Source organism: Microvirga sp. 3-52 (assembly GCF_018383585.1).
Taxonomy (GTDB): domain Bacteria; phylum Pseudomonadota; class Alphaproteobacteria; order Rhizobiales; family Beijerinckiaceae; genus Microvirga.
On record NZ_JAHAMK010000001.1, the window covers coordinates 367454 to 388269 of the forward strand.

The 20816-nt window shown below is 62.6% G+C and carries 12 protein-coding genes; 7 read left to right on the plus strand and 5 right to left on the minus strand.

The features are described 5' to 3' along the window. Positions 1-130 precede the first annotated feature (130 nt). From KHP60_RS01710 to KHP60_RS01720, 3 genes are all read left to right on the plus strand, one after another. Positions 131-1318, plus strand: a complete 1188-nt coding sequence (locus tag KHP60_RS01710; protein WP_213561800.1) for a DUF563 domain-containing protein — start codon at positions 131-133, stop codon at positions 1316-1318. A gap of 119 nt (positions 1319-1437) precedes the next feature. After that, entirely contained in the window at positions 1438-2211 is a 774-nt protein-coding gene (locus KHP60_RS01715) for an endonuclease/exonuclease/phosphatase family protein (RefSeq protein ID WP_213561803.1), read from the plus strand. A gap of 103 nt (positions 2212-2314) precedes the next feature. Next, positions 2315-3259, plus strand: coding sequence for a lysylphosphatidylglycerol synthase domain-containing protein (locus KHP60_RS01720; protein ID WP_213561804.1), 945 nt, complete (start codon positions 2315-2317; stop codon positions 3257-3259). A 3-nt stretch (positions 3260-3262) separates the two neighbouring features. On the opposite strand, the gene KHP60_RS01725 is transcribed toward KHP60_RS01720, so the two are convergent. Beyond that, on the minus strand, positions 3263-4651 hold the full coding sequence (locus KHP60_RS01725) for a phospholipase D-like domain-containing protein (RefSeq protein WP_311924534.1): 1389 nt from the start codon (positions 4649-4651) through the stop codon (positions 3263-3265). A 267-nt stretch (positions 4652-4918) separates the two neighbouring features. On the opposite strand from KHP60_RS01725, the gene KHP60_RS01730 reads away from it, so the two are divergent. From KHP60_RS01730 to glgA, 4 genes are all read left to right on the plus strand, one after another. Beyond that, positions 4919-5524: a DedA family protein gene (locus tag KHP60_RS01730; RefSeq protein ID WP_213561807.1), complete on the plus strand. Its 606-nt coding sequence runs from the start codon at positions 4919-4921 to the stop codon at positions 5522-5524. Between the two features lie 212 nt (positions 5525-5736). Continuing rightward, positions 5737-6060 carry a DUF2934 domain-containing protein gene (locus tag KHP60_RS01735; protein ID WP_213561808.1) on the plus strand — a complete coding sequence of 108 codons (324 nt, stop codon included), beginning with the start codon at positions 5737-5739 and terminating at the stop codon, positions 6058-6060. 153 nt (positions 6061-6213) lie between these two features. Then, positions 6214-7497, plus strand: coding sequence for a glucose-1-phosphate adenylyltransferase (glgC, locus tag KHP60_RS01740; RefSeq protein ID WP_213561809.1), 1284 nt, complete (start codon positions 6214-6216; stop codon positions 7495-7497). Further along, complete coding sequence (gene glgA / locus KHP60_RS01745) at positions 7494-8942, plus strand: glycogen synthase GlgA (RefSeq protein WP_213561811.1); 1449 nt, start codon at positions 7494-7496, stop codon at positions 8940-8942. The genes glgC and glgA overlap by 4 nt, the downstream gene beginning before the upstream one ends. 405 nt (positions 8943-9347) lie before the next feature. On the opposite strand, the gene glgX is transcribed toward glgA, so the two are convergent. The 4 genes from glgX to treZ all read right to left on the minus strand — a co-directional run bounded on the left by glgX (position 9348) and on the right by treZ (position 20702). After that, positions 9348-11555: a glycogen debranching protein GlgX gene (gene glgX / locus KHP60_RS01750; protein WP_213561815.1), complete on the minus strand. Its 2208-nt coding sequence runs from the start codon at positions 11553-11555 to the stop codon at positions 9348-9350. 101 nt (positions 11556-11656) lie between these two features. Then, the gene (gene glgB / locus KHP60_RS01755; protein ID WP_213561816.1) at positions 11657-13882 is read right to left on the minus strand and encodes a 1,4-alpha-glucan branching protein GlgB; all 2226 of its coding nucleotides are present in this window, start codon (positions 13880-13882) and stop codon (positions 11657-11659) included. Positions 13883-14037: 155 nt separating this feature from the next. After that, positions 14038-18885 carry a malto-oligosyltrehalose synthase gene (locus KHP60_RS01760; RefSeq protein WP_213561817.1) on the minus strand — a complete coding sequence of 1616 codons (4848 nt, stop codon included), beginning with the start codon at positions 18883-18885 and terminating at the stop codon, positions 14038-14040. Continuing rightward, a complete protein-coding gene (treZ, locus tag KHP60_RS01765; RefSeq protein ID WP_213561818.1) occupies positions 18882-20702 on the minus strand; it encodes a malto-oligosyltrehalose trehalohydrolase in 1821 nt (606 codons plus the stop codon). The genes KHP60_RS01760 and treZ overlap by 4 nt, the downstream gene beginning before the upstream one ends. Between the last annotated feature and the right edge of the window lie 114 nt (positions 20703-20816).

Genomic DNA, 20816 nt, shown 5'->3' on the forward strand with positions numbered 1-20816 from the left:
TTCATTTAATCATGGCTCTATGCCGTTGAACGCATGGAAGCAACACAATCCAGAAATCGTTTGCGATGGCTTCATGCCGGCACTATGAGCGCTCGCGGAGCCTCCATACGGACGATAGAGTAGAGAAGCAATGGCACGGCATAAATCGAAGCTTACCCGAGCGCTGAATTTGAAGCCGCATGCCTATACGTTTTTCCGCCACCTCACGGCTCCTCTGCCCATCTCGCGGCACTTGCTTGGCTTCTATCCTGATATCGCCCCGCTTCCTGACCGGATCGATCGGATCAGCGAGTCCGTCGACTACCGAATCAGGCTCGTCGATCCGGCCTACAAGCCGGCCCTGGAGGTTCTGGCGGTTCACAACTGGGATATCGTCCGGCCCCATATCCAGCATCGGGATCCCTTCCTGGTGAGGCGGTTCGTCGGGATCGTCCGGGACGTGATCGTACCAGGACATACGCTCACGCCTGTCGACCCCCAGGGATGGCGTCAGATCGGTTTCGAGCTTTCAGGACGTTCGAACTGGAATTTCGCCCATCCGGGCCCCAGCATCTTCTCGAGCCGCCGCATTGCCGAGCCGGCCATCGTCGTTCCACCTTTCTGGAACTACTGGCACCTGTTCCTGGAGCACCTGCTGCCGCTCATTCAGGCCGCTCGGCTGAGGGCCTGGGGGGACGAGACCCTGAAGGTCATCACCAAATCGAAGAGGCCGCCCCTGATCGACGCCGTCATCGACGGATTACGGGAGGAGGGCGTCAATCTTTCCGTTGTGGAGGTCGGGCCGCGCGAGCACCTGCAGATCGACCGGCTGCTCGTTGCGGTGAACCAATGCCCGAATCTGGAGCGGATCTACGGCTTGGCCGAAGCAATCCCGACCGCGCGGCGGGTTTTCACCGCAGCCTATCGGCCGCGCCCTCAGCGCGAGAGCGTCGGGCCCCGCCTCTATATCAGCCGGCGCGGGACCAAGCTGCGCCAGATCGCCAATGAGGACGAGGTGGTCGCGGGGTTGAAGCGGCTGGGTTTCGCGGTTCTCCAATCGAAATGGGACAATCACCCTGAGCAGCTTGCCGCTTTCTCGGGGGCGGAGGTGGTCGTCGGCGTTCATGGGGCCGGCATGACCAACATCATCTTCTCGTCCCCTGGCACCAAGGTGCTGGAAATGTTCCCGAACAACCACCGCAAGACCTCCATGCTCCATCTCTCGGCGGAGCATGATCTGAGCCATCAGCCGTTCTTCGGGTCGGACGAAGGACACAACCAGACCTTTACGGTCGACGTGCCGCGTCTGCTCGAGCGGGTGGAAAGCCTGCTGCGCTGAATTGTCAGGCTTGGCGGGATCCAAGCCCCGCCGGTGTGTGTTTGGCTTCAAACCGTATTGGATGTGCCCTCCGGAGGCTGAGACGCCGTCGTGGCGAGGCATGACGAGAAGGGGGCCAAGTGCCGCGAATCCTGACCTACAACGTGCATCGCTGCCTCGGTACGGACGGTCGGCTCTCCCACTCGAGGATTGCGGATGTCATCGCGGCTTATGAGCCGGATGTGGTCGCGCTTCAAGAACTCGACGTGGGACGTCTCCGAACGGGCGGGATCGATCAGGCCCATGCGATCGCGCGGGCGCTCGGAATGCATGTGCATTTCCATGCCAGCCTGCGGGTTCTCGAGGAGGAATACGGCAACGCGATCCTGACCCACCGGCCGTCGCAACTGGTCAAGGCGGAAGCGCTTCCAGGGTGGGCCCGCAGGCCGAGCCTGGAGCCGAGAGGAGCCCTCTGGGCGTCGGTTCAGATCGGCGGTACCGAGGTTCAGGTGATCAACACTCATCTGGGTTTGCGCCGACACGAGCGGCTGGCCCAGGTCGATGCCCTGCTGGGTCCGCACTGGCTTGGCCATCCGGCCTGCCGCGAACCGGTGATCCTTGTGGGCGACTTCAATGCCACGCCTAGTTCCCGGGCCTACCGGCGCTTGTCTTCGCACCTGTCAGATGCTCAGGCCCAGACCAGGCTTTCCCGGCCCAAGGCGACCTTTCCCTCCCGCCTGCCGATGCTGCGCATCGACCATGCATTCGTCAGCCGTTCGATCCGCGTCCTGAGGGTCGAAACCGTGCGGACATCTCTCGCCCGCCTGGCCTCGGATCACCTGCCGCTGCTCGTCGAGTTCCAGATCGCCCATGGCAAGGGGCATAAGCCCAGCCTTGCCCATGCACAGGAATAGGAGACGCATGGTCAGGGTCACGGATCACCGGAGCCTGAACCGCGTTAGCTCCCTGGAGCGGAGGCGTTCGCAGCGAACGCGCTAACGGGATTGAGGAGAGCGGATGCGGAACTGGAAATATGTGATTGCTGCGGCGGCCATCGGCCTTGCAGCCTTCCTGCTCTACCGCACGCTCAGCCGCTACAGCCTGGACCAGCTGATCGCAGCCGTCACGGCCGTGCCCGTGCCGAGGCTCTTGGGTGCCGCCGGGTTCGCCGCTGCGAGCTACCTGTCCCTGACTTTCTTCGATTATCTGGCCCTTCACTACGTGAAGCGGCCGCTGCCCTATCCGAAGGCGGCCTTGGCCTCCTTCACTGCCCTGTCTCTTGGCCACAACATCGGATTGGCCGCCTTGAGCAGCGGCGCGGTCCGCTACCGTTTCTACAACCGATGGGGATTGAAGACGGGCGAGGTCGCCAAGGTGATCGTCTTCTGCGGCATCACCGTCGGACTGGGCCTCCTGGTTCTGGGTGGCGCGGCGCTTCTGCTGCGCTCCGGGCTGGCGGTGGAGATCACGGGTCTCACCAAGCCCGCTGTCGTGGCCCTGGGGCTCGGCTGTCTCGCGCTTCCGGCTTTGTACCTGATCCTGTCGGCCTACCTGCGGAAACCTCTGAGGATCAGGCGCTGGACCCTCGAGATGCCGCCTCTTCGGCTCGCCATCGGGCAGGTCATGATCGGATCCATCAACTTCGCATTCGTGGCGGCCTGCCTGCATCAGGCGCTCGCGGCCGTGGCCGACGTGGCCTATCTGGGCGTGGCGTCCGTCTATGTGATCGCCAACGCGACGGCGCTCGTCAGCCATGTCCCCGGCGGCCTCGGGGTCATCGAGAGCGTGGTCATGTACCTGCTGCCGCAAAAGGATCTGATCGGACCCCTCCTGGTGTTCCGGTTCGTCTATTTCCTCGCGCCGCTCGGCCTCGGGAGTCTTCTGTTTGCTGTCACGGAGCTGTTCTATCGACGCAGAAGCAGCGCTTGCGAGGCCAGCGCCGGAATGGAGGCCAAGGCGTAAGCCTCACTGCTTGCGGCGGCGGAACAGCGAGAGGGGCTCGAAGGGTTCGAGCGGATCCAGAAGGCCCGTCCCCGTTGCCGGTACATCCGGGCCGTCGTCCGACATGGCCCCGAATGGGCGAAGCCCGCGGGCGCCCGTGTTGAGCTGTTCGATGGCCGCGACGACGGATCCGCCGCTGTCGTCGAGAGCCCTGCCGAACGTCTCCGGATCGACTTCCAGATGTTCCGCAATCAGACGATCCCGAAGCCGGACGATGGTCCGGCGCATCTCCTCCGTCGTCGCCTCGATGGCGGCGTCGCATTCGCTGTCGAGGCCGATCGACCGGTTGTTCAGGTTCGACGAACCGATGCGCAGGAACACGTCGTCGACGATGATGAGTTTGGAGTGGATCAGAACCTGGCACTCTCCACCCTCGCCATTGGGGATGACCGGGTAATAGACCCTCAGCCGGTCATGATGATCCGATTTGCGCAGGCGGCGGATCAGCCGGTCGCGGTTGGTGCCCATGACCAACTCCTCGGCCCAGCCGTGGGACTCGTGGGTCTGGATGACGACGATTTCAGGGCCGTCAGGATCGGCGAGCCGCCGCTCCAGAACGTCGCCCACATAGGGGGCCGTCATGTATTGCGCTTCGATGTAGATCGTCTTCCGCGCAGCCGAGAGGGCATCGAGGGTCAGAGCCGCCGCCTCGTTGGCGGCAGGCTGCTCTCCCCAGGCCGGATAGGTGCGGGCGATGGCAATCGGCACATTGCGAAAATCCGGCACGAGGCCGGGCGGCCAGGGGTCGGATCCGCTCGGTGAAGCCGTCAGCGTTTCGCCGGTCGCAATCTTCCAGCGTTCATACCCCACTTCGGCGATGGACCGCGCAGCGTCGCCGTCCACGGCCATCTGGAGATCGTGAACCGGTTCGTAGATGCTTCCATCGTCCTTCAGCCGGATCGGATCGTCACAGGCATGACGATGGGTGTCCCAGCGCTCGACGGTCAGGTCCATGCCTCCGACAAAGGCGAGATTGTCGTCGATGCAGACGATCTTCTGGTGATGGGCCGCATAAAGAGGATGATGCGTATCGAGCTTGAGTTGCAGGCGCGGGTGGTTCTGCCAGTCGGCCCCGAAGATCAGAGGACCGGGCGCGCCGGGCGCATGCACGACGGCGATGCTCCACACGAGAATCCTGATTTCGAGATCCGGCCGCTCCTCGACAAGGGAGCGGAGCAGGGGGCCGAGAGGAGGCGAGTCCTCGGCGCTGACGTCGGGACGCAGGTGGATGCTCCCGTCGAAATCCCAGCCGATGATGAGGATCGAGCGCCGGGCTTTCCGCAGAGCAGCTTCGAGATGAGCGAAGTAGGGAGCCCCGTCGATCAGAACACTTGCTCGATCAGCTGGAGCCACACGCCAGCAGTTCCGCCCGGGACGCAGAATAGGATCCCCAGGCGATCGAAGCGCCTGGGGGGCGATGTCGGGTGCTTGCCGGCTCGTCGTTTCTTCCAGAAGTTGCACGTCAGCCACATTCATAACGGAATATCTTACCAACCAGGGACTGAAGCCAAGGTTCCGGGTGGAAACAGACCAGGGTTAAAGCGTTGCCCCTGTGAATCCGGCCCCAGCCAAGCCTGGACGGCGGACCGCAACTCAGCCCTCGGGATTTGGTGAAGCCACGTGTTCGACTGGATCGTCAGCCTCATCGACAAGGCCGGATATGTCGGCATTGCTCTCCTCATGCTGTTGGAGAATGTTTTTCCTCCGATCCCCTCGGAGGTGATCATGCCGCTGGCGGGCTTCTCGGCGGCCAAAGGAACGCTCAGCTTCGCCGGCGTGGTGATTTCTGGAACGGTCGGCTCGCTCGCGGGAGCCTATTTCTGGTTCCTGATCGGCCGCTGGATCGGTCCGAAGCGCCTGAAGCAGTTTGCAGGCCGGCACGGGCGCTGGCTTACGCTGCATCCCGATGAGGTCGAGCGAGCCAGGGCCTTCTTTGCCCGGTATCAGATCGTGGCGCTTTTTCTGGGCCGTCTGATTCCCGCCATTCGTTCGCTCATTTCCGTTCCAGCCGGGGTGAACTGCATTCCAACCTCCACCTTCCTTCTGTGGAGTTCTCTTGGAACGGCTCTCTGGACGCTCCTGCTGGCCAGCGCCGGGTATCTGCTGCAGAGCCAATACGAACGTGTCTCGGAATGGCTGAATCCCGTTTCGAACGTCGTCGTCGCCGGGCTCGCTGTCTGGTACATGTACAGGGTCATCCGTTTCAGGGCGCCGGAGCCGTCCTGATCCAGGCCGATGAAATCTTCATCTCGAAACGCTTCAACTCTGAGCAAACATTTGCCGTCGATTCGGCGCGCAGACGTTGCTATTCACGGGAACTGCCTAATAATTTACACAGTTCATATCCAACGGACGCGTAATCTTGTGACTGGAGCGTGAGACCGGCTCACTTGGCGCGTCGTCTGGGCGAGGCATGGCAGCAGGATTGAAGGTTGAACATGGACAAGGAACTCGAAGAAAGAATCCGTGAACGGGCATATGAGCTTTGGATGCGGCACGGGAGCCTCCCTGGCCAGGCCGATGAATATTGGTATCAGGCCGAGCGGGAGATCGTTGGGGAACGCGATCAGGATGCCGGCACGCAGGCTGCCCCCCTCATCGATCCCGCGCCTTTGGGCATGACGAGCATGACGGCGGACGAGATACTCTCCAGCCCGGCCGCACCGAAGACCCGCAAGAAGCGCAACCCCGCCGCCGCGCCTGAAGGAGGCGAGACGCCGGTCGAGGCTCCGAAGCGCAGGCGCTCGACCCGCGTGACCTGAACGGATGCTATGACATGAGCCTTCGGCCTGCGCGGCCGGAGGCTCAAGGGGCAAGAGCAAAACTGAAGCCGGAAAACATAAGCGCGAACTTGCGGCCGGTTTCAGCGTCTACAGAACGGGGCAGGTGGCTGCCGTTGATGTGAGGACCCGGTCTTGCCGAATTCCAGCGTTTCCTACGCACCTCTCTCCCGCCATGCGATGGCATATGTTCTGGCCGGTGGACGCGGCAGTCGATTGATGGAGTTGACGGATATCCGTGCCAAGCCGGCGGTTTATTTCGGCGGCAACACGCGGATCATCGACTTCGCGTTGTCGAATGCATTGAACTCCGGCATCAGGCGCATCGGAGTGGCGACGCAGTACAAGGCGCACAGCCTCATCCGTCATCTCCAGCGCGGCTGGAACTTCTTCCGGGCCGAACGGAACGAAAGCTTCGATATCCTGCCGGCCAGCCAGCGTGTGTCCGAGACCATGTGGTACGAGGGCACGGCCGACGCGGTGTATCAGAACATCGATATCATCTCGAGCATCGACCCCGAATACATCATCATTCTTGCAGGCGACCACGTCTACAAGATGGACTACGAGATCATGCTCCGGCAGCACGTGGACATGGGAGCCGATGTCACCGTCGGCTGCCTCGAGGTGCCGCGCATGGAGGCGACCGGCTTCGGCGTCATGGCCGTCGACGAGACCGACCGCATCATCTCGTTCCTGGAAAAGCCTGCCGATCCGCCCGGGATGCCGGACAATCCGGACATGGCGCTGGCCAGCATGGGCATCTACGTCTTCAACACGAGGTTTCTCTTCGAGCAGTTGCGGCGTGACGCGGGAACGCCCGGCTCGAACCGGGACTTCGGCAAGGACATCATCCCCTATCTGGTTCGGCACGGAAAAGCGGTCGCGCACCGCTTCACGCGCTCCTGCGTTCGCTCGGGCGCCGAAGCCGGCGGCAGCGATGCGGAGGCCTATTGGCGGGATGTGGGCACGGTCGATGCCTACTGGGAGGCCAATATCGATCTGACGGCGATCGTTCCGTCTCTCGACCTCTATGACCGAGACTGGCCGATTTCCACGTTCTCCGAGACATGGCCTCCGGCGAAATTCGTCCATGATGAAGAGGGCAGGCGCGGGCACGGCATCAACTCACTGGTCTCGAGCGGCTGCATCGTCTCCGGTGCCGCGCTGCGCCGGTCGCTCGTCTTCACGGCCGTGCATCTGCATTCCCACGCCGACGTGGAGGGGGCCGTCATTCTTCCTTTCGTGGAAATCGGCCGGGACGCCCGGCTGAAGAACGTGGTCATCGACCGAGGCGTACGCATCCCGGACGGGCTGGTGGTCGGTGAGGATCCGGAAGAGGATGCCCGCCGGTTCCGCCGCACCGACAAGGGCATCTGCCTCATCACGAAGCCGATGATCGAGAGACTGTCGGAATGAAGCCTCTGAACGTTCTGTCGGTCACGTCAGAGGTCTTTCCCATCATCAAGACAGGCGGATTGGCCGATGTGGCCGGAGCTCTGCCGTCGGCCCTCGCGCAGGAGGGCGTGACGGTCATCACGCTCGTGCCAGGCTATCCCGCCGTGCTGAAGGCCCTGGAACGCCCCGAAGTCCTGCACCAATATCCCGGCTTCTTCGGCGGAACGGCACGTCTTCTGTCCGGCAGGGCAGGAGGGCTCGACCTCTTCGTCGTCGATGCTCCTCATCTCTACGAGCGTTCTGGTTCACCCTATCTTGCGTCGAACGGTCGGGACTGGCCCGACAATGCCCGGCGTTTCGCGGCGCTCGGGCGAGCGGCGGCCGATATCGGGCAGGGACTGGCTCCGGGTTTCGTTCCTGACGTCATTCACGCCCATGACTGGCAGGCAGGCCTCGTGCCGGTCTATTTGAGCCTCTCCGACAGCCCGCGTCCCGGTACGGTCATCACCATTCACAATATCGCCTTTCAGGGCATCTTTCCGGCCGATCTTCTCTTCGAACTCGGCCTGCCCGCCAGCGTCTTCACGGTCGACGGGGTCGAATATTACGGACAGATCGGCTTTCTGAAGGCAGGGCTCCAGCTTGGGGACCGCATCACCACCGTGTCCCCGACTTATGCCAAGGAGATCCAGACGCCCGAGGGCGGAATGGGGCTCGACGGATTGCTGCGCGCCCGAACGAACATCGTGTCCGGCATTCTCAACGGCATCGACGACAAGGTGTGGGATCCCTCGACGGACGCGCATCTTGCGCGCACCTACGATCGCAACAGCCTTGAGGCGCGGGCGGTCAACAAGCGGGCGCTGCAGGAACGGCTGGGGCTGAAGCCCGATCCCGAGGCGCTCCTGTTCGGCGTCGTCAGCCGCCTGTCGGAGCAGAAGGGGCTCGACCTCGTGCTGGCAGGCCTTTCGCGGTTGCTCGCGGACGGAGCACAGTTGGCTCTGCTGGGAGCAGGGGACAAGGCACTGGAAGACAGTTTCCAGACCGCGCGCATCGTTTATCCCGGTCAGGTCGGTTGCTTCGTTGGCTATGACGAAGCGCTGGCACACCAGATCCAGGGTGGAAGCGATGCACTTCTCGTGCCTTCGCGGTTCGAGCCCTGCGGTCTCACGCAGCTCTGCGCCATGCGCTATGGGAGCATCCCTATCGTCGCGCGCGTAGGCGGTCTCGCCGACACGATCATCGACGCCAACGAGATGGCCGTCGCCACCGGTGCCGCGACAGGTTTCCAATTCGGGCCTGTCAATCTCGGCGCGGCGCTGGATGCCTTCGACCGGGCGAAAGACCTGTGGCGCGACAGGAGCGCCTGGCAGCGCCTCCAGGTGAACGGCATGGGAGCCGACGTGAGCTGGCATCGCCCGGCGAGGCAATACGCCAATCTCTATCGCTCCCTTCGCTCGCCCTAGAGCATCGGACCCAAAAGTGGATTCACTTTTGGGATCCAATCTGATGCTCAATTCCTTGAGCTGCGCATCGCCCGGAGCGAAAAACCGGATCCACTTTTCCGCACGATGCGCTAGGGCATCGGAGAAAAAGGGCCCCAGTTTTTGGGTGCGCTCCCCATCATGCTCCAGGTTTGAAGGCGTTCCGGCCTACTTGTGTCATCACCGGCCTTGTGCCGGTGATCCCGATTGGAAAACACGGCGCTTTTCAGCATCGGGATGGCCGGGACTGATCCCCGGATCAAGTCCGGGGACGGCCATGCCGGGGAAGGGGACATGACTGTCCTGAAAGGTCTCTTGGCCCAATATACACAGCCGAATGCCTGCGTCCGGCGTCCGATGAGTTCAGTTTCTGCGCGTTTTTCTAGATCAGGCGCTTTTCCTTTTCTCCGGTTTCCGCTGCTTCTCCGGTTTCAGCTGGAAGAGAAGCAGAGAATGGGCCGTCACGGTATATTCCTTGCCGAACCGGAATTCGGTGGGCGCTTCCAGATCGGGCTGATTGGTGTCGATGTGGCACATCCAGGCTTCGCCGCCGATCACCTCCGGCAATGTGCACTTCACCACGTCATGATGCGCATTCAGGATCAGCAGCAGGGTCACGTCCGTGCCGCGCCGGCGGATGCCGGTCGGCTGGGCGCGTCCGTCGAGCAGGATGCTGATGCACCGGGCATTCGGGTCCTGCCACTGCTCCGGCGTCATCTCGTCCCCGGCGGGTGTGAGCCAGGTCACGTCCTTGACGTCGAGTTCCTCGTTGTAGATCCCGGACAGGAAACGGCCTCTGCGCAGAATGGGAAGATCCTGACGCAGTTGGATGAGCTTGCGGGTGAATTCGAGAAGCTCGATGCCGTCCTCGTCGATGCCCTCCCAATCGATCCAGGAAATCTCGTTGTCCTGGCAATAGGCATTGTTGTTGCCCTGCTGGGTGCGCGCGAACTCGTCACCCGCGAGCAGCATGGGCGTCCCCTGCGAGAAGAGCAGAGTGGCGAGCATGTTGCGCATCTGGCGCAGCCGCAGCGTGCGGATCTTCGGATCGTCGGTCGGGCCTTCGACACCGTAGTTGAAGGACAGGTTGTGATCGTGACCGTCCTTGTTGTCCTCTCCATTCGCCTCGTTGTGCTTCTCGTTGTAGGAGACGAGATCGTTCAACGTAAACCCGTCATGGGCAGTGATGAAGTTGACGGATGCCCATGGCCTGCGTCCGCGCTTGTTGAAAATATCCGCCGACGCGGTGAGGCGGGAAGCAAGCTCCGGCAGTTTCCCTTCCTCGCCCTTCCAATAGGCCCGCACCGTGTCGCGGTACCGGTCGTTCCACTCGGCCCATCCGGGCGAGAAGCGACCGACCTGATACCCGCCGGGGCCGCAATCCCACGGCTCTGCGATGAGCTTGACCTGGCTGAGCGCCGGATCCTGACGGCAGGTATCGAGAAAACGCCCATCTTCGTCGAATCCATGCGGCTCGCGGCCGAGAATGGTTGCAAGATCGAAGCGGAAGCCGTCGATCTGCATCTCCTGCGCCCAATAGCGCAAGGAGTCCGTCACCATCTGCAAGACGCGGGAATGGCTGAGATTGACCGTGTTTCCGGTGCCCGTGTCGTTGATGTAGTAGCGCTTGTCCGGCGCAAGCCTGTAATAGGATGCGTTGTCGATGCCCTTGAAGGACAAGGTCGGCCCGAGCTCGTTGCCTTCGGCCGTGTGATTGTACACCACGTCCAGGATCACCTCGATCCCGGCGTCGTGAAGATGGCTCACCATCTCCTTCACTTCGTTCACGAAGGGAGTCGCCAGATAGCGCGGCTGCGGCGCGAAGTAACCGATCGTGTTGTAGCCCCAGTAGTTTCGCAGCCCCTTGTCGATGAGGTAGCTGTCGTCCACGAAAGCGTGGATGGGAAGAAGTTCGACGGCCGTGACGCCGAGATTCCTGATATACTCGATCACCTCGTGCTGCATGAGCCCCGAGAAGGTACCGCGCAGCTCTTTAGGAACCGCCGGGTGCTGCATGGTGAAGCCGCGAAGATGCGTCTCGTAGACGATCGAACGCTCCCATGGAGTCTGCGGCCGGCGCATCCGTCCCCAGGTAAAGGCCGATTCCACGACACGGCACTTGGGCATGAACCGCGCGCTGTCCCGCTTGTCGAAGGACAGGTCCGCATCCGGCGAGCCGATGGTGTAGCCGAACAGGGCCGGGTTCCAGACCAGATCGCCGACGAGCTGCCGGGCGTAGGGATCGAGCAGGAGCTTGTTCGGGTTGAAGCGATGGCCATCCTTTGGCTCATAGGGGCCATAAACGCGATAGCCGTAGGTCGTGCCGGGCCGGGCATCCGGCAGGTAGCCATGCCAGACCTCATCCGTGTATTCCGGCAGCTCGACCCGCTCCAGTTCGTTGCGGCCTTCGAGATCGAACAGGCAGAGCTCGACCTTCGTGGCATTGGCGGAGAAGATGGCGAAGTTGACGCCCAATCCGTCCCAGGTCGCTCCGAGCGGATAAGGCAAACCCTCGCGCACCCGGGATGTGCGCCTCACGTTCGGAGCAACGACCTGAGCTGCCGGGAGCTCACGGGTATCGACTTTGTCGTTCATCTAGAATCTCAAAACCAAGCGGAGAAAAATTGTTCATGTGACCAACGCACGAGCCTGCGGGAGGTCCCGTGCAAGCGGAACTATATGTTCGCTCTGGAGCCCTAAGGGTCGAGGGCGAGGATGACCGTCGCCAGCGGCGGGATCGTCAGAGTGAGCGAGCAGGGCTGACCGTGACTCGGCGTATCCTCGGCCATGACGCCGCCGAGATTGCCCACATTGGAGCCGCCATACTGGGCGGCATCCGTGTTGACGGCCTCGCGGTAGAAGCCGGGCAGCGGAACGCCGATGCGATATGTTTCACGTGGAACGGGGGTAAAGTTCGACACGACAATCGCAAGGGATTTCTCGTCATCGCCACGCCGCGCCCAGGCAATGACGCTGTTGTCGCGATCGTCGGCCACGAGCCACTCGAATCCCTTCGCTTCGCAGTCGCGCTCATGAAGGGCGGGAATGGATTGGTAGGCGCGGTTGAGGTCTCCAATCAGTAGCTGAACGCCTTTGTGGTAGGAATCGTCAAGAAGATGCCAGTCGAGGCTATCGTCATGGTTCCACTCGCGCTCCTGAGCGAATTCGCAGCCCATGAACAGAAGCTTCTTACCGGGATGTCCCCACATGAAGCCGTAATAAGCACGAAGATTGGCAAATCGCTGCCATTGATCGCCCGGCATTTTGCCGAGGAGGGATCCCTTGCCGTGAACGACTTCGTCGTGGCTTAGCGGCAGGATGAAGTTCTCCGAAAAGGCGTAGAGCAGGCCGAAGGTCAGATCGTGATGGTGGTAGCGCCGGAAGACGGAATCCTTGCTGATGTAACGAAGGGTGTCGTGCATCCAGCCCATGTTCCATTTGAAGCCGAAGCCGAGGCCTCCGGTATAGGTCGGCTGCGAAACGCCCGGCCAGGCGGTGGATTCTTCCGCGATGGTGACGGCACCCGGCGCGGTGGCATAGGCGACCTCGTTCATCTTGCGGATGAAGTCGATGGCACCGAGGTTCTCGTTGCCGCCGTAGCGGTTGGGGATCCACTCGCCCGACTTGCGCGAATAATCGAGGTAGAGCATGGAGGCGACGGCATCGACCCGTAATCCGTCGAGGTGATAGCGCTCGAGCCAGAAGCGAGCATTCGCCACGAGGAAGCTCATGACCTCCTGGCGTTCGAAGTTATAAATGTAGGTTCCCCAATCCTGGTGGAATCCCAGGCGTGGGTCGGCATGTTCATAAAGATGCGTCCCGTCGAAATAGGACAATCCGTGCGGATCGTTCGGGAAATGCGCCGGCACCCAATCGAGAATGATGCCGATCCCGGCCGCGTGCGCCGCCTCGACGAAAGCCGCGAAATCCTCCGGCGTGCCGAAACGGCTCGTCGGCGCATAAAGCGAAATGGGCTGATAGCCCCACGAGCCGTCGAACGGATATTCGGTGATCGGCAGAAGCTCGATATGCGTGAAACCAAGATTCTTTACGTAAGGAATGAGCCGTACGGCCAATTCGCGATAGGTCAGATAGCGATTTCCTTCCTCGGGAACGCGGGCCCAGGAGCCGAGATGGCACTCGTAGATCGACATCGCCGCCTTGCGGTGGTTCTGCGTGGATCGCGAGGCTATCCAATCCGCGTCCTGCCAGTCGAATGTCGGCGCGCCCTTGAGAATGGAGGCTGTCGCAGGCGGGTGCTCCGCGGCAAAGGCGATGGGATCGGCCTTGAGGGCGAGGAGATTGCCTTGCAGGCCGATGATCTCGAACTTGTAGCGTTGATCCGGCGTGACATCCGGAATGAACAGTTCCCAGATCCCGCCTTCATGGCGCCGCCGCATGAGGTGGCACCGCCCGTCCCAGGAATTGAAGTCGCCCACCACGCTCACCCGGCGGGCATTGGGCGCCCAGACGGTGAAGAGAAAGCCCTGGATCCCACCCAAGTCGAGAAAATGTGCGCCGAGCTTCGTATAGACGGCATCGCTCGTGGGGTCTCCGATCCGTATGAGATCGTCATGGGAGAGGAAGGTGCCGAAGCTATAGGGGTCATGCCGGATCTCGGTGTCGCCGTGCCTCTCGATCCGCAGCCTGTAGTCCGGTCGCCCGGGGGCACGGAACGAGGCGACGAGAAGGCCGTCCGGAGGCATCCGCTCCATCGCGCCGAGAACGGTCACTCCATCGCGGTCCAGCACGGTCACCGCATCGGCATCCGGCAGGATGGCACGGATCTCCCACAGGCCGGGCGAAATCTCGTGAGGACCGAGGACGGAGAATGGATCGCCCGAATTGACGATCTCGGCAACCGATGGCGGTTCGGTCGGGCGCGGCGGTGCGCTCTGCGATCCACGACGGTGCTGATCCATTCGGATATTCCCCTTCATATGCGGTCCCATGGGCGGCACCGGAGCGGTAGACCCCGGCAATCTGTTACGATCGTTTTAGAGACTTCATTATGGAGCAGGTCCTAGCTCGGACCAGAAGCAGCGAGGCCGGCTAAAGAGTGTTGCGATAATCTATATTAACGCGGAGCGTTCCCGTCTCCGTCGCGCCTGAGGACGGCAAAGGGAAGAGTGTTCATAAGTGCCGAAACCTTTTGCCGCTCTGAGTCGATGAGAATATAGTCTCCTGTCAGAATGTTTCGCCAGGTTCCATGGGGCAGAGCGACCGTCGTCTCGCTCCAGATTGCGTGATCGACGGACTGGCCGCCCCTGTCGGTCAGATCACGCCAAAGACGCGGCACGATGATCGCAAGAGCACCTTCGCCATGCTGCCTGATGTAGCCGAGCAGGTGAGACGCCCGCTCGCCCTCGATCGACAGGGGCCGATAATCGCCCTCGGCATAGAGGGCGGGCAATGCGGCACGGTCATGAAGCAGCCGCGAGAGGATACGCTGTTTGATCCGCCCATCGGACCAGTTCCTGATCGGACCCGCGAGCGGCTCATTCATGTCGAGAGCCTCGATGCGAGCTGTGTAATCCACGGGCCGCCGGTTGTCCGGATCGACGAGGGAAAAGTCCCAGAACTCGGTCCCCTGATACACGTCAGGCACGCCCGGCAGCGTCATCTTCAGGATGGTCCGTGAGAGGCCGTTCAGCATGCCAAGAAGGGAGAGATGCCGGGCAAGAGGCTGGAAGCGATCAAGGAACGCGTTCTTGGGGTCGAGCAGGGCCTGCAGGAGCTTGAGGGCTGCTGCCTCATAAGCCTCGTTGGGAGCAACCCAGCTCGTATGCCGTTTGGCTTCCCGGAGTGCCTTGGCGAGATATCCCTCCATGCGCTCCTGGAATGCGGCAAGCTGCCTGCTGTCGGTTCCCTCCAGAAGTTCCAGCGGCCAAGCGCCCAGAAGGGCCTGGAGCAGGATCATCTGATCGTTGGCATCTGGTGCGGGTGCGCCATCCACTTCGGACAGGTGAGTGGCGACTGTCTCCCGCCAGAGGTCGAGAGCCCGCATCCACTCTGCCGGCATCTCCGACAGGGCGAGCAGGCGGGCCCGCGCATCCTCGCCACGCTTGGTGTCATGCGTCGCGGTGGCGATCATCGCGTGCGGCCAGTGGCGGGCGCGGTCTGCATTCGCCTCGTGAAAGGCTTCCAGCGAGAGAGCGAAATGGCCCGGGTCGCCGCCGACTTCGTTGAGCGCGATCAGGCGGCCATAGCGATAGAACAGGGTATCCTCCAGGCTCTTGGCCATGACGGGGCCTGTAAGCTGCTGGAATCGCCGCCGGAAGTGGCGAATATCGGCGGGATCGGCGACCGTCTTGCCGAGAAGGGCGGAGGCGATGAAATCGTGCACGCTGCGATCAGCGAGGCTGCTAGATTGTTGCGCCGCCCCGAACGTTTCCTCGATCAGTCTCACATCCTCGGCCGCCGGTTCTGCGTCGCGGAGATAGCTGCGGTAGACGGGAAAGGCCGCGACGATCTCGATGAGGGCCCGGCGCAGGGCGAAGGCCGTATAGTCCCGCGTGCGCCGGTCCGCATCGGCAATTGCCTTGATGTCCGAGACCAGAACCTCCAGCTCACTGGCGAAATTTTTTTCCGTGATCTCGATCTTGGCCTGCTTCAGCAACGCGTCGTAGGAACCCTGAAGGCCTGAGGCCTCCCGATAGATGCGCTCGAACGTGTCGCCTGCTCGGGCATTCACCAGTATGCCGTCGATCAGGTTGAGCACGTCATAGCCCGATGTTCCGGCCACCGGCCAGGGTCGCAGGTTCTCCCCCGGCTCCAGGATCTTCTCGACCGCCACGAAGAAGCCCGGTCCCACCTTCTGCTGAAGGGCACGGGTATAGCCCTCCGGATCGGCGAGGCCGTCGATATGGTCGATCCGCAAACCGTGGACGAGGCCCTCGTCCACGAGCCGGAAGATGAGCTCGTGCGTCTTCTCGAAAACCTCCGGAATCTCGACCCGGATGCCCGCCAGGGTGTTGACGTCGAAGAACCGGCGGTAGTTGATGTCGCTCGATGCCACGCGCCAGTAGGAGAGGCGGTAGGCCTGCGCCTCCAGGAGACGGTGCAGGGTGTTGAAGCTCTCGGGTCGACCGGAAACGCCGTTGATGCCCGCAACGGCACTGTCGATGGCCTTCCGTAAGGCCGGCGAGGCAGCGACCGCTTGAGCGAGTGCGCGCTTTATCTGTTCCGCTTCTTCCGGCGCAGACGTGCGATCCCCCAGCGCTCGCAGGCGCTCGGTGAGGGCGCGTAAATCGCCAGACTTCGCCTGATCATTGGCGACAGCCAGCGCGTGATCGAGCACGACCGGATAGGACGTCGGGCAGATCGGGAAGCGGTGCTCCCAATGCCAGACGCTGAAGGAGCCTTCCGCCGGATCGAATCTCAGCTCGAGCTCGCCTTTCTCCAGGACCTCTCCGTAGAGCCCGCCCAGGGATGGGACGATCAGCTTGCCCTCGGTGTCGGGACGATTCCAGTCGATGTCGAAGGCTTCTGCCACGGGCGAGAGCCGGCCCCATTCGAGCACCGAGAGCCACCAGCCGTTATCCTTTCCGCCCACGCCCATATGGTTGGGCACGATGTCGAGCAGGAGCTTGAGGCCGTGCTCCTTCAGGGCGTCCGAGAGCCGGCGGAAGCCTTCCTCTCCTCCGAGTTCCGGATTGATAGTTGAATGGTCGACGATGTCATATCCATGGGTAGATCCGGGCGCAGCCGTCTGGATCGGTGAGGAATAGACGTGGCTGATGCCGAGCCGCGCAAGATAGGGCACGATCTTCACCGCATCGTCGAAGGTGAAGTCCTTGTGGAACTGCAGGCGGTAGGTGGCCCGAGGCGGGGGCGAGGCGAGGATGTTTCGACGGGAGCGGACGTCCCGTCCTTCTTCTGCCAGAGCGACGGCGAGCCTGGGCATCAGGTTTCCGGGCGAGGCGATGGACTCGATCGTGTTCGACAGGCGCCGGCGCCAGTTGGGGTGCCCCACATCCATGCCCGGTATGTTGGGCTGGTTCAATTCGCCCGAAGCATCCTCGATCTGCAGGCCTGTGAGCACGGAGGACGTGCGGGCGAGATAGCGCACCGTTTCCTCGAGCGGCGGCTTCTCCGGAATTGGCCCCGAGGGGAGGAGGCCTTCCTCGGCCAGAGCTTCTGTCAGGTGCCGTTTGTCGGCGGTCCTTGCCATGCGCTCGGCGGCAGCCTGTGCCGGCTCGAAGATGCCGAGCGTCTGGCGCAGGTCGATATCGAGGCCGCGCCACCACCCGGTGAGGGTCGGCAGGTCATGGGTGGTAATGACGGCCAGGGCCGGGCGGGGATACTGCTCCGGCTTCTTGAAGGCCGATCCTTCCCGCTCGAAGGGCAGTACCCGGTAGCTCAGGACCCCCGACTGCATGATGGCGTCGGAGAAGCCCTCGGGGGCCGTGCCGAGATCCTCAGCGATCACGAGGCAGCGGGCGCGGTGGCTCTCCACCCGCAGCACCGCGAGCATGGCCTCGAACGGGTAATCGATGTAAGCGCCCTGGGAGGCGGGGGCGCCGGACGGGATCAGGAACAGGCGCTGAAGCTGGAATGCGTGGTCGATCCGGATGGCGCCGGCATGGCGCATATTGGCCGAGACGAGGTCGCGGAAAGCGGCCAGGCCCTGCTCCTCCAGGGTGAGCGGGTTGAAGGGCGGCAGACCCCAGTCCTGACCCTGCGGTCCAAGCGGATCCGGAGGCGCTCCGATGGACAGTTTCGGGGCATAGCGCTCCGGCGTCGCCCAGATCTCAGACCCACCTCCATCGGCACCCACGGCGAGATCGCGATAGAGGCCGACCGGGAGGCCGGCGCCACGGGCCCGCTCGGCGGCCTCGCCCAGTTGAGCGTCCGCCAGCCATTGCAGCCAGGCGTGGAAGGCCACGCGCTCCGCGTGATCCAGGCGAAAGCGCCTGACGGCCACGGAATGGACCGCTCGATAATCCTCGGGCCAGTCGCCGAGCCAGGCACGGCCCTGCTCCCGGAAATGCTCGGAGAGCGCCTCGAAGGTCGCGTGGGCCTCCAAAGCCTCGCCGCCGGCCCGCCGGAACGCCTCGAACGCGGAGGACGCGCCGGATCTCTGGAAATGTGTCCAGAGGGCCTCGAGAAGCGGGCGCTTGATGGACCAGACCTCGGCATAATCGATGAGCTGAGCGCTGCGCAGCCGCGCCAGCCGCTCCTGCATGGTTGGATCGTCGAGAAGGGCTTGAGCGCCGCTCTCGACAAAACCTGCAACCGATGTCGGATCGATGTAGAACGCTTCGAGGAACAGGCGTGAGGATGGGGAATAGGGCGATATCTTGGAGCGATCCGACGCGAAGAGCGCGTGAACGGGACTGAGTCCCAGAAACGCCCCGCCCAGATGGCCGACGCTCTCGGCAAACAAGCCCACATCGGAATAGTCGCCGATGCCGAAATCGCGTTCCGAGCGCAGCGAATAGATCTGAGCCGTCGCGCCCCAGAGCCTTGCGTCGCCTTGGAAGGCTTCAGGCTCCCAGCATCGGGGTGGCGCAGCGATGACGGTCGTCTCCTTGTCGCCGAGCCGGAGGCGGTGATAGCCCAGCGGCAAGGCGGGGAGGTCCAGGGTGCGCTTACCCTCGGCGAGCCGTCCTTCATGGACCGCACCATCCTCTTCGATCAGGATCCATTCCGGCCGCCCGGGAGACGCGCGGAAATCGATCGTCCAGGGATTGTCCGCGTCAATCGTGATGACCGCCGGGAGCGGGCCATCTTTCAGACGCTCCAGCCGGGCGAGGCTCTCCCGCGCGCCGGACTCGGACGAGACGTCGAGGCCGAGCCCGGCCAGCAGCGCTTGCCGGGTCGCCGGGCTTGTCTGAACGCTCCTGCCGAAAGCGTCGGTGTAGTCCGGGGAAATACCGACAAGGGCGGCCATGCGCTCCACGAGAGCGTCCAGCTTGCTCATGCCGATCGTCCTTTCACGATGACACCCGACCAGGGTGGAAGTTGAAGAGTCTTTTCATTCGCATCGATGGCCTGGCTCGACCAGAGCACGCGAGCATCGTCCTCGATGTTCCGGTTCATCGGATTTCCGCTAAAATTCGCAACAAGGCGAAGGGTGCCGTCGGTAAAGGTCCAGGTCACGTCGAGCGTGTCGTCCGGCGAGATCCGATAACGCGACCCGCGGTACCGGCTCTTGAGAAGAGGAACGATTTCGGTCCGCCGCAGATCGAGCAGGCGACGGGTCTGCGCCAAGACTTCACGATGGGGCGATCGATCGGTCTCCGACCAGTCGATCCTGGATTGCTCGAACGTCCTGCGATCCGTCGGATCCGGAATCTTCTGCGACATTTCCGGATCCGCGAAGGCCTTGAAGCGCTTGAACTCGCCGCGCCGTCCGTCCCGAACGGCTTTCGCAAGATCGGGATCGTTCTCGAAATCGACGAAGAACTGGAACGGGGTCGATGCAGCCCATTCCTCACCCATGAAGAGCAGCGGGATCTGCGGAGAGAGAAGAAAGAGCGCTTGAGCGAGGGCAAGCCGCTCCGGTGGGATCAAATGAGACAGGCGGTCGCCGAAGGCGCGGTTGCCGACCTGATCATGATTCTGAAGGAAGGCTACGAAAGCCGTCGGCGGCAGGTGCCCGGACGGTTCTCCGCGAACGACGCCGTCCTTGTGCGGCGATGGATCCCCCTGATAGGCGAAGCCTTCGGCGAGCGCGCGCCCGAGGTGTTGGAGCGGCTTGTCGGCATAATCTTCGTAATATCCTTCGTTCTCGCCGGTCAGGAGGGCGTGCCAGGAATTGTGGATGTCGTCCGCCCACTGCGCCGTGTGAAGCTTCGGCTTCCGGTCGTTGTCGCGATTGATCCAGCGTGCCTGGTTTGCCTCGTTCTCCAGCACCAAATGAACATGGCGGTCGGGGATCGTCTGACGGATCCGGGTCGCCAGTTCCTCGATGAAGTGAGGCTTGCCGTCGTCGGTGATGGCGTGGACCGCGTCGAACCGCAGCCCGTCGAAGTGGTATTCCTCCAGCCAATAGAGCGCATTGTGGAAGAAGAAGTCGCGCACCACGCGGCTGCCTTCACCATCCACATTGATCCCGGCGCCCCAGGGTGTCGGGTGGCGATCGGTAAAGAAGCTCTTGGCGTAGGCGTGAAGATAGTTTCCGGATGGGCCGAAGTGATTGTAGACCACATCGAGGAACATCATGAGGCCCAGCTCGTGCGCCCGCTCGACGAGACGCTTGAGATCCTCCGGGCTGCCATAGGCCGCGTCCGGGGCATAAGGCAGGACGCCGTCATAGCCCCAGTTCCGCCGGCCCGGAAACTCGCCGATCGGCATGAGTTCGATCGCGGTCACGCCCAGGTCTCGGTAACCGTCGAGCTTGTCCATCAGGCCCGCATAGGTCCCCTCCGGCGTAGCCGTGCCGACGTGAACTTCGCAGAGGACTGTTTCTTCCCATGGCCGGCCCTTCCAGGACAAATCGGACCATTCGTAGGATTGGGGATCGACCACGAGGCTGAGGTCGTGAACGTCGTCGGTCTGAAAGCGAGACGCGGGATCGGGCACGACGAGATTGCCGTCGATCTTGTAACCGTACCGGCTTCCGGCTCGCGCCACCTGTGACACATGGCGGTACCATCCGCCGTGATCTGCGTTCAGCAGGCGCTCGTCACCATCGAGCACAAGGCTTACCTCGCGCGCCGTCGGTGCCCATAAGGCAAAGCGAACGCCATCGGAGGTTATCTCAGCCCCAAAGGGCATAGAGTGAACGCGCCGCATCGGATCCCCGGAAATCATGAAGGAAAGCACTTGCGAACGAGCATGTTGAGGCAATGTTCCAGGCTGGTTCAAAAAAACAGCCAAGCTCGGATCCGATGCGAGGATAGCCATGCA